Below are 11,767 nucleotides of genomic sequence, written 5' to 3' on the forward strand. Positions count from 1 at the left end.
CGCCCGCGGGCGCCGCGCCGGTCGACATCGACGGGCTGTACGCGGAGCTGGCCGGTGACGGAATGGCGTACGGGCCGCTGTTCCAGGGGCTGAAGGCCGCCTGGCGGCGCGATGGCGAACTGTTCACGGAGGTGGTGCTCCCGGAGGACGGGCGCGGCGACGCGGCCCGGTTCGGGTTGCACCCGGCGCTGCTGGACGCGGGTCTGCACGCGATCGGCCACGGAGACCCCGCCGAGCAGGGTGCTTCCGGTGCGCTGCTGCCCTTCTCCTGGGCCGGCGTCTCCCTCTATGCCGTGGGTGCCTCGGCACTCCGCATGCGTCTGACCCCGAATTCCGCGGGTGACCCGCACGCCCTGGCCCTGCTGGTCGCGGACGAGACCGGGCGACCGGTGGCGGCGGTGGAGTCGCTGATGCTCCGTCCGGCCTCTTCGGACCAGGTCAGTGCGGCCGGTGCCGGTCATCTGGAGTCGCTGTTCCGCGTGGAATGGCTGCCCGCGCCCGTGGCCCCGGTTTCCGCTCCCGCCGGTCCCCGGTGGGGTGTGCTGGGCCGGGACGAGATCGGACTGGGCAGCAGCACGGGTGCCGAGGTCACGGAGTACGCCGATGTGACCGCGCTCGGTGCGGCGCTGGCGGCCGGTGAGCCGGCCCCGGACGCCGTGTTCGTCCTTCCGACCGCGTCGGCGAGCACCGCTGACACGATCGGCTCGGTTCACGCGGCGGTGAATGACGCTCTGGCGGTGGTCCAGGAGTGGCTGGCTGATGACCGGTTCGCTGCGACTCGTCTGGTGTGGCTGACGTCCGGTGCGGTGGCCGTAGGTTCCGGCGAGGGCGTTCGGGATCTCGCGGGCAGTGCGGTGCGTGGTCTGCTGCGTTCGGCGCAGTCGGAGAACCCCGGGCAGCTGCTCATGCTGGACGTGGACGAGGCGTCGCTGGGCGCGGTTCCTGCCGCGTTGGCGGCGGGTGAGTTCGAGCTGGCGATCCGTAGCGGTGTGGTGTGTGTGCCGCGTCTGGTGCGCGTGCCGTCTGCGGAGAGCACCGGCGACTCGCCGGTCGTACTCGGTGACCCGTCCGGGACCGTGCTCGTGACCGGTGCGACGGGTGGTCTGGGCCGTCTGTTCGCCCGGCACCTGGTGAGCGCCTATGGCGCCGAGCGGCTGCTGCTGGTCAGCCGTCGGGGTCCTGCCGCCGACGGCGCCGACGAGCTGATCGCGGAGCTGGCCCGACTGGGCGCCCATGCGGAGCTTGTCGCTTGTGACATCGCCGATCGCGAGGCCCTGGGCGCGCTGCTGGCATCGGTACCCGCTGAGCACCCGTTGACGGCCGTGGTTCACACGGCGGGCGTCCTGGACGACGGTGTCCTGTCGTCGCTGACGCCGGAGCGGGTCGCCTCGGTACTGCGGCCGAAGGTCGACGCCGCCTGGAACCTGCACGAACTCACCCAGGGGCTTGACCTCTCCGCGTTCGTGTTGTTCTCGGGTGCGGCTGCCGCCTTCGGTGCGGCCGGGCAGGCCAACTACGCTGCCGCGAACGCGTTCCTGGAGGCGCTCGCCGAGCAGCGTCGGGCTGAAGGCCTGCCGGCCGCTTCGCTGGCCTGGGGCCTGTGGGCTCCGCAGACGGGCAGCAGCGGTGAGGGCATGGCCGCACGGCTCGACGAGGCCGACCTGCGCCGTATCGCGCGGGACGGTGTGGGTGCGCTGGGCGCGGAGGAGGGTCTTGGGCTCTTCGACACCGCCATGACGGTGGACTCGGCCGTACTGATGCCGATCCACCTCGACCTCGCCGTACTGCGTGCGCAGGCGGTCTCGGCGGGCTCGACCCCGGCCCTGTTGCGTGCCCTCGTACGCGTTCCCGCGCGCCGCACCGCGACGCGTCGGGACGGCGGCACCGAGTCCGGGTCCCCGCTGACGGCTCGCCTGCTGGCGCTGCCGGTCGTGGAGCACGAGGGTGTGCTGCTGGATCTGGTCTGTGGACGGGTGGCTGCCGTGCTGGGCCACACCGGCGCCGACGCGGTCGACGCCGAGCGGGCCTTCCGGGACCTCGGCTTCGACTCCCTCACCGCCGTGGAACTGCGCAACGTACTGAAGACCGAGACCGGCCTCCGGCTGCCTCCCACGCTGATCTTCGACTACCCGACGCCTGCGGCGCTGGCCCGGCACCTGCTCTCCGAGCTCGGGGTGACCGGTGCATCCGGTGACCAGGACGGTTCGCGCGGGGTGCTGACGCCGGTACGGGCCGTCGTGGACGTGACCGACGATCCGATCGTGATCGTGGGCATGGGCTGCCGCTACCCCGGCGGGGTGCGGACGCCCGAGGAGCTGTGGCAGCTCGTCGCCTCGGGCGGGGACGGTGTCACCGCCTTCCCGACGGACCGTGGCTGGAACGTCGAGGCGCTGTACCACCCGGATCCCGACCACGTGGGTACCTCGTACACGCGTGAGGGCGGCTTCCTGCACGACGTGGCCGAGTTCGATGCCGCCTTCTTCGGTATCTCGCCGCGCGAGGCCCTGGCCATGGACCCGCAGCAGCGGCTGCTGCTGGAGACCTCGTGGGAGGCCTTCGAGCGGGCCGGCATCGACCCGGCCTCGCTGCGCGGCAGCCGGACCGGCGTCTTCGCGGGCGTCATGTACCACGACTACGCGACGGGCTACGGGAACGGCGAGGAGCTGCCCGAGGGCGTCGAGGGGTACCTCGGCACCGGCAACTCCGGCAGCATCGCCTCCGGCCGCGTCTCGTACGCCTTCGGTCTGGAGGGTCCGGCGGTCACGGTCGACACGGCCTGCTCGTCCTCCCTCGTCGCTCTCCACTGGGCGATCCAGGCGCTGCGGGGCGGCGAGTGCGACATGGCTCTCGCGGGCGGTGTGGCCGTCATGGCCACTCCGGAGACCTTTGTCGACTTCAGCCGCCAGCGCGGGCTCTCCGCCGACGGCCGCTGCAAGTCCTTCGCTGCCGCGGCCGACGGCACGGGCTGGGCCGAGGGTGCGGGCATGCTCCTCGTCGAGCGCCAGTCGGACGCTCTCCGCAAGGGCCACCCGATCCTGGCCGTGGTGCGCGGCTCCGCGATCAACCAGGACGGTGCGAGCAACGGCCTGACGGCCCCGAACGGCCCCTCGCAGCAGCGCGTCATCCGCCAGGCCCTCGCCAGCGCGGGCCTGTCGACCTCCGACGTGGACGCGGTCGAGGCCCACGGCACCGGTACCCGGCTCGGCGACCCCATCGAGGCTCAGGCGCTGCTGGCCACCTACGGCCAGGACCGGCCCGAAGGCCTGCCGCTGCTGCTCGGCTCCATCAAGTCGAACATCGGTCACACCCAGGCCGCCGCCGGTGTCGCGGGCATCATCAAGATGATCATGGCGATGCGCCACGGTGTGCTCCCGCAGACCCTGCACGTCGACACCCCGTCGACCCAGGTGGAGTGGGAGGCCGGTGACGTCAGCCTGCTGACGGAAGCGATGGACTGGCCGGAGACAGGGCGTCCGCGCCGTGCGGGTGTCTCGTCGTTCGGCATCAGTGGCACCAACGCCCACACCATCATCGAGCAGCCGCCGGTCCTGGAACGGGCGGAGGCCCCCGCGGCCGCCGTCCCGCTGCCGGTCGTGCCGTGGGTGCTGTCCGCGAAGGGCGAGGACGCCCTGCGGGCCCAGGCACGTGAACTCCAGGCACACCTCCTGGCCGCGCCTGACGTGCGTCCGGTCGATGTCGCATGGTCGCTGGCGGCCAACAGGGCCTCCTTCGAGGACCGCGCGGCTGTCGTGGCCGCCGACCGTGAGGGCCTGCTGGCCGGACTGGCCGCGCTGGCGGAAGGCCGCTCGACGGCCACGCTCGTCGGCGGCTCGCCCGTCGCCGGGAAGCTCGCTTTCCTCTTTACGGGTCAGGGCAGCCAGCGGCTCGGGATGGGCCGTGAGCTGTACGAGGCCTACCCGGTGTTCGCCGCCGCGCTCGACGCGGTGTGTGAGCGGCTGGACCTTGAACTGCCTTTGAAGGACGTCCTGTTCGGGACGAATGCGGCTCTGCTGGACGAGACGCGGTACACGCAGCCGGCCCTGTTCGCCGTCGAGGTGGCCCTCTTCCGCCTCGTGGAGAGCTGGGGCATACGGCCGGACTTCCTGTCCGGTCACTCCATCGGTGAGATCGCCGCCGCGCATGTCGCCGGGGTGTTCTCGCTGGAGGACGCGTGCACGCTGGTCGCCGCCCGCGGTCGCCTGATGCAGGCGCTGCCTTCCGGTGGCGTGATGATCGCGGTCGAAGCCTCGGAGGACGAGGTCCTGCCGCTGCTGACGGACCGGGTGAGCATCGCGGCGGTCAACGGGCCGCGCTCGGTGGTCATTGCCGGTGACGAGGACGTCGCGGTTGCTCTGGCGGAGTCCTTCGCCGACCGCAAGTCCAAGCGGCTGACCGTGAGCCACGCGTTCCACTCGCCGCACATGGACGGGATGCTCGACGAGTTCCGCCAGGTGGTGGAGGGGCTGTCGTTCGAGACCCCGCGCATTCAGATCGTCTCCAACCTGACCGGTGCGCCGGTCACTGACGAGATGGCCTCGGCGGAGTTCTGGGTCCGGCACGTCCGCGACGCCGTCCGCTTCCTCGACGGCATCCGCGCCCTGGAGGACGCCGGGGTCACGACGTACCTCGAACTCGGTCCGGGCGGCGTGCTCTCGGCCATGGGCCAGGAGTGCCTGACCGGTGAGGGCGCTGCCTTCGTACCCGTCATGCGGAACGGACGTCCTGAGACCGAGGCGATGGTCGCAGCGGCCGCACAGGCCCATGTACGCGGCCTGAAGGTGAACTGGTCGCAGTTCTTCGTCGGTTCGGATGCCCGGTCCGTCGAACTGCCGACGTACGCCTTCCAGCGGCAGCGGTACTGGCTCCAGATGGCCGGGGTGACCCGGAGCGGCGCAGCCGACGAGCTGGACTCGCGCTTCTGGGACGCCGTGGAGCGCGAGGACATGGAGTCGCTCGCGGCCACGCTGGACATGGACGACGAGAACGCCTGGGACACGGTCCTGCCGGCCCTGCCGACGCTGTCGGCGTGGCGTCGTGGCCTGCGGACCCAGTCCGAGGTGGACCGCTGGCGCTACCGCGTTTCTTGGAAGCCGCTGACCGATGCTGCGGCTGCCGGTGTGCGGCTGTCGGGGTCGTGGCTGGTGGTGGTGCCGGCCGAGGGCGTGGATGACACGACTGTCGTCGATGCCTTGGCCGGTCGTGGTGCCGAGGTTCGGCGGGTGGTCGTCGAGGCCGGTGCCGACCGAGCCGGTCTGTTCTCCGATGTCGGTTCTGTCGCCGGTGTGGTGTCGCTGCTCGCGCTGGATGAGGCTGCGGGTGTTGTCGCGACGGCTTCTCTGGTGCAGGCGTTGGGCGAAGCCGGGGTCGTGGCTCCGCTGTGGTGCCTGACCCGTGGCGCGGTGAGCGTCGGCCGCTCTGACCGTCTGGTGTCTGCGGTTCAGGCCCAGACGTGGGGCCTGGGTCGGGTTGCCGCTCTGGAGCTGCCGGAGCGTTGGGGCGGTCTGATCGACCTGCCCGAGGTGTGGGACGAGCGGGCGATGGCTCGCCTGGTCGGTGTTCTCGCCGGTTCTGGTGAGGACCAGGTTGCGGTGCGTTCGTCCGGTGTCTTCGGGCGTCGTCTTGTCCGGGCCACGGGTGGCGACACGGGTTCGTGGACGCCCTCCGGGACGGTCCTGGTGACCGGCGGTACGGGTGCCCTGGGTGGCCGGGTCGCGCGTTGGCTGGCTGGTGCCGGTGCGGAGCGCCTGGTGCTGACCAGCCGTCGGGGTGCGGATGCTCCGGGCGCCGCGGAACTCACCGCGGAGTTGACGGAGCTGGGCGTTGACGTGTCCGTCGTGGCGTGTGACGCCGCTGACCGGGATGCCCTTCGTACGCTGCTGGCGGCCGAGGCCGAGACGCTGACCGCTGTCGTTCACACCGCCGGTGTGCTCGACGACGGTGTTCTCGACGCCCTCACCCCCGAGCGCTTCGAGAGCGTGCTGCGGGCCAAGGCGACCTCCGCCCTCAACCTGCACGAGCTGACGGGCGAACTCGGCATCGAGCTCTCCGCCTTCGTGCTGTTCTCCTCGATGAGCGGCATGACCGGCGCTGCCGGGCAGGCGAACTACGCCGCCGCGAACGCCTACCTGGATGCCCTGGCCGAGCAGCGCCGCGCTGCCGGGCTGGCGGCGACCTCGCTCGCCTGGGGCCCCTGGGCCGAGGGTGGTATGGCCGCCGATGAGGCGATGGACGCGCGGATGCGGCGTGAGGGGCTGCCGCCCATGGCGCCCGACACGGCGATGGCCGTGCTGCGGCGAAGTGTTGCTTCCTCCTCCGATGCGGCCCTGCTGGTCGCGGACGTGGACTGGGAGCGGTTCGGGCCGGCCTTCACGGTCGTGCGTCCGAGCAGCCTCTTCGCCGAACTGGCCGAGCTGGCGGAGGTCCGGCCTGCCGGGCCCGTTGCCCGCACCGCAGGCGGCGCCGGTTCGCCGGTCGAGCGGTTCGCCGGTCTGGGCGCCGTCGAGCTGGAGCGGGAGTTGCTCGGCCTGGTCCGTACGCACGTGGCCGCTGTCCTCGGGCACGAGGGCGCGGAGACGGTGGGTGCCGAACGGGCTTTCAAGGAGCTGGGCTTCGACTCGCTGACCGCGGTTGAGCTGCGCAACCGGCTCGGGGCCGCGACTGGTGTGAGCCTGCCGGCCACGTTGATCTTCGACTACCCGACCGCTTCCGCCATCACGGCGTTCCTCCGGGACGAACTGCTGGGGTCGGAAGTCCAGATGACCGCCCCGGCGGTCACGGCCGTGGCCGACGACCCCATCGCGATCGTCGCGATGAGCTGCCGCTTCCCCGGCGGGGTCCGCACTCCGGAGGACCTCTGGCAACTGCTGGCGGCCGGTGGTGACGCCATCGGCGAGTTCCCCGTCGACCGCGGCTGGGACCTCGATCGCCTCTACAGCCCCGACCCGGACCGGCAGGGCACGTTCTACGCCCGCGAGGGCGGCTTCCTCTACGACGCCGCCGACTTCGACGCCGACTTCTTCGGGATCTCGCCGCGCGAGGCCCTCGCGATGGACCCCCAGCAGCGACTGCTGCTGGAGACCACCTGGGAGGCCTTCGAGCGGGCGGGTATCGCACCGTCCTCGGTGCGCGGCAGCCAGGCCGGTGTCTTCATCGGCACCAACGGCCAGGACTACGGCGCGACGCTGCAGGCTCTTCCGGACGGGATCGAGGGCTTCCTCGGCACCGGTAACGCGGCGAGTGTCGTCTCCGGCCGGCTGTCCTACGCCTTCGGTCTCGAAGGTCCGGCTGTCACCGTCGACACCGCTTGCTCGGCTTCCCTGGTCGCCCTGCACTGGGCGATCCAGGCGCTGCGGAACGGCGAGTGCGACATGGCCCTGGCCGGTGGTGTGACCGTCATGTCGTCCCCGGGCGCCTACATCGACTTCAGTCGTCAGCGCGGGCTTGCCGCCGACGGCCGGATCAAGGCCTTCTCCGACGACGCGGACGGCACGGGCTGGGGTGAGGGTGTCGGCATGCTGCTCGTGGAGCGGCTCTCCGACGCCCGCCGCAACGGTCACCCGGTGCTCGCGGTGGTGCGGGGCTCGGCGATCAACCAGGACGGTGCCAGTAACGGTCTGACGGCCCCCAACGGGCCCTCGCAGCAGCGCGTGATCCGCGCGGCCCTCGCGAGCGCCGGACTGTCGTCCTCCGAGGTCGACGCCGTCGAGGCGCACGGTACGGGTACTCGCCTCGGTGACCCCATCGAGGCGCAGGCACTGCTCGCCACCTATGGCCAGGAGCGCCCGGCCGATCAGCCGCTGCTGCTCGGCTCCATCAAGTCCAACATCGGTCACACCCAGGCCGCGGCCGGTGTCGCCGGTGTGATGAAGATGGTGCTGGCGATGCAGCACGGAGTGCTCCCGCAGACCCTGCACGTGAACGAGGCCACCCCGCACGTCGACTGGAGCGCGGGCGAGGTCGCCCTGCTTACCGAGCGGCAGGCGTGGCCCGAGACCGGGCGTCCGCGCCGGGCCGGTATCTCCTCGTTCGGCTTCAGCGGCACCAACGCCCACACCATCATCGAGCAGGCCCCGGACGACGTCCGTGCGGCGGAATCGCCCGTGGCCCCGCAGCAGCGTCCCGGCGCTGTGCCGTGGGTGCTGTCCGGGAAGAACGAGGCCGCTCTGCGGGCCCAGGCCGAGCGCCTGCTGGCGGCTGTGACCTCGGACGAGCTCCTCGAACCCGCCGATGTGGCCTACTCGTTGGCCACCTCCAGGTCCGCTCTGGAGCGCCGCGCCGTCGTGGTCGCGGGGGAGCGGGACGAGTTCCTCGCCGCTCTGCGGGCCCTCGCGGCCGGCGAGCAGGCGGCGGGCGTGGCACAGGGGACGGTGTCCGCAGGTGCCTCGGCGTTCCTGTTCACCGGGCAGGGAAGCCAGCGGCTCGGGATGGGGCGTGAGCTCTACGACGCCTTCCCGGTGTTCGCCGACGCGCTCGACGCGATCTGCGCCCGGATGGACGCCCACCTCGAACTGCCCCTGAAGGAAGCGCTGTTCGGGTCGGATGCGGTCCTGCTGGACGAGACGCGCTTCACCCAGCCGGCCCTGTTCGCCATCGAGGTGGCGCTCTTCCGGCTGCTGGAGTCGTGGGGTGTGCGGCCGGACTTCCTCTCCGGTCACTCGATCGGTGAGATCGCCGCCGCGCACGTCGCCGGGGTGTTCTCGCTCGATGACGCGTGCGCGCTGGTCGCGGCACGCGGTCGCCTGATGCAGGCGCTGCCCGCCGGTGGCGTCATGATCGCCGTACAGGCCTCGGAGGAGGAGGTCCTGCCGCTGCTGACCGACCGCGTCAGCATCGCCGCCGTCAACGGCCCGGAGGCCGTCGTGGTCGCCGGTGACGAGGACGCCGCGACGGCCGTCGCGGCTGCCTTCCCGGACCGCAAGTCCAAGCAGCTGACCGTGAGCCACGCCTTCCACTCGCCGCACATGGACGGCATGCTCGCCGACTTCCGCAAGGTCGCCGAGAGCCTGTCGTACGAGTCCCCGCGCATCCCGGTCGTCTCCAACCTGACCGGCGCCCTCGTCACCGACGAGATGGCCTCGGCCGACTTCTGGGTGCGCCACGTCCGCGAGGCGGTCCGCTTCCTCGACGGCATCCGCGTCCTGGAAGCCGCCGGGGTCACGACCTTCGTCGAGCTCGGTCCCGACGGGGTGCTGTCGGCGCTCGCCCAGGACTGCACCGAGCAGGACGCCCTGTTCGTGCCCGCCCTCCGCAAGGGCCGGCCCGAGGCCGAGGCCGTCGTCACGGCCCTCGCGCGGGCTCATGTCCACGGCGTCACCGTCGACTGGACGGCGTTCTACTCCGGTACGGCCGCCCGCCGCGTCGACCTGCCCACCTACGCCTTCCAGCGCAAGCGGTACTGGCTGGAGGAGGCTCCCCGCCCGGCGACGGTCGAGCCCGGTGCGGGTTCCGGCGCCGTGGTGGACGCCCCGTTCTGGGAGGCCGTCGACAACGCCGACCTCGACGCCCTCGCCGCGACCCTGGAGATCGACGCCGACCAGCCGCTGAGCGCGGTACTGCCCGCGCTGTCCGCCTGGCGGCGCCGGCGCGCGGACCGGTCGGTCGTCGACGGCTGGCGCTACGGGGTGACCTGGAAGCCGCTGGGCGAGCCGGACGGCAGCCGTCCGTCCGGTACCTGGCTCGTCGTCACCGCCGCGACCACCGCCGAGACCGCCGGCTCCGGGCTCCCGGAGATCGCGGACGCGCTGCGGGCGCAGGGCGTGGACGTACGGGAGGTCGCGCTGGACGCGGCCGCCACCGACCGGGCCGTCGTGGCCGAGCGGTTGGATGCGGCGCTCGCCGGGAACCGGGCCGACGGGGTGCTGTCCCTGCTGGCGCTCGCCGAGGCCCCGCACCCGGCCCATCCGGCCGCGCCCGCCGGTCTGCTGCTGACCGGGGCGCTCGTACAGGCCCTCGGCGACGCCGGGGTCGACGCCCCGCTGTGGTGCGTGACCACCGGGGCCGTCGCGACCGGGCCCTCCGACCGGGTGCGCAGTGCCGCGCAGGCGCAGATCTGGGGCTTCGGGCGGGTGGTCGCACTGGAGCACCCCGAGCGCTGGGGCGGTCTGGTGGACCTGCCCGCCGCCATGGACGCCCGGGCGCTCGACCGGCTGCTCGCCGTACTCGCCGGCGACCGCGCGGCCGCCACGGCCGGGACCGGGACCGGGACCGATTCCGGGACCGCGTACGAGGACCAGCTCGCCGTACGTTCCGCCGGTCTCCTCGCGCGCCGCATCGGCCACGCCGCCCCGGCGGCCGGAGCCGGCGGCGACGCGGGGGCCGACCGCGCCCCCTGGCGGGCCCGCGGTACCGTCCTGGTCACCGGCGGTACGGGCGCGCTCGGCGCGCACGTCGCCCGCTGGCTCGCCGCCCAGGGCGCCGAGCACCTGGTGCTGGCCGGCCGGCGCGGGCCGCGGGCGCCGGGCATGGAGGCCCTGGTCGCGGAGCTCGCCGCGCTCGGGGCGCGGGCCACGGCCGTCGCCTGCGACGTGACCGACCGGCGGTCCGTCGGCGAACTCCTCGCCGCCCTCCGCGACGACACCACCGTTCCCGGCCTGACCGCCGTCTTCCACACGGCGGGCGTCGGCCAGTTCTCACCGCTCGCCGAGACCGGCCCGGACGATGTCGCCGCAGTCCTCGCCGCGAAGGTCGCCGGAGCGGAGCACCTCGACGCGCTGCTCGGTGACACGGAGCTGGACGCCTTCGTCCTCTTCTCCTCCATCGCCGGTGTCTGGGGCAGCGGCGGGCAGGGCGCCTACGCGGCGGCCAACGCCCACCTCGACGCCCTGGCGCAGCGCCGCCGGGCCCGCGGGCTGACGGCCACCGCCGTCGCCTGGGGGCCGTGGGGCGAGGGCGGTCTGGTCGCCGACGAGGAAGCGGCCGGTCAACTGCGCCGCCGCGGCCTGCCCGTGATGGCGCCGGAGCTGTCGATCGCCGCGCTCCAGCAGGCGTTGGACGCGGACGACACGACCGTGACCGTCGCCGACGTCGACTGGGCGCTGTTCGCCCCGGCCTTCACGGCCGCCCGGCCGCGCCCGCTGATCGCCGACCTCCCCGAGGTGCGCCGTGCGCTCGCCGCGGAGCAGCCCGGCGCGGGCGGCTCCGGCTCCGCTGCCGGAGACGACACCGCGGGCGAAGCGGCCCGGCTGGCCGACGAGTTGCGGGGGATGGGCGCCGACGAGGCCGAACGAACCCTGCTCGGTCTGGTCCGTACGCACGTCGCGGCGGTCCTCGGGCACGACGGGGCCGCCACGGTCGAGGCGGGCCGCGCGTTCAAGGAGCTCGGATTCGACTCGCTCACCGCGGTCGAACTGCGCACCCGGCTCGGCTCCGCCACCGGACTGCGGCTGCCCGCCAGCCTGGTCTTCGACCACCCCACCCCCGCCGCCCTGGCCGCGCACATCCGTGCGGAGCTGCTCGGCGAGGACACGGCGCCCGAGGTTCCGGCGCTCGCGGAGATCGACAGGCTGGAGTTCCTCCTGACGTCGGTCGCCGAGGGCGACGACGCCGCCGAACGCGGTCGCGTGACGGCACGGCTCGAAGCGCTCCTGGCGCACTGGAACCGGACGGAACGGGCCGCCCACCCCCTGGAGGACGAGGAGAGCGCCATCGAATCGGCGTCCGCCGAGGACCTCTTCGACATCATCAACAACGAATTCGGAAAATTCTGACCTGATGCCCGATCCGAAGCCCGATGTGATGCCCCGCCCCAGTCCCCACCCCGATTCCCATC

1 protein-coding gene (cut by a window edge) is annotated in these 11,767 nt (G+C 72.9%); it reads left to right on the forward strand.

All coding sequences use genetic code 11. The features are described from left to right. Positions 1-11,705, forward strand: the final stretch of a protein-coding gene (locus IE248_RS22440; protein ID WP_190031514.1) for a type I polyketide synthase. The gene continues 22,720 nt to the left of window position 1, outside the view; 11,705 of the gene's 34,425 nt are visible here — the last part of the coding sequence; its start codon lies beyond the left edge, outside the window; it ends in the stop codon at positions 11,703-11,705. The last annotated feature ends 62 nt before the right edge of the window (positions 11,706-11,767 follow it).

The organism is Streptomyces goshikiensis (assembly GCF_014650555.1).
Taxonomy (GTDB): Bacteria; Actinomycetota; Actinomycetes; order Streptomycetales; family Streptomycetaceae; genus Streptomyces; species Streptomyces goshikiensis.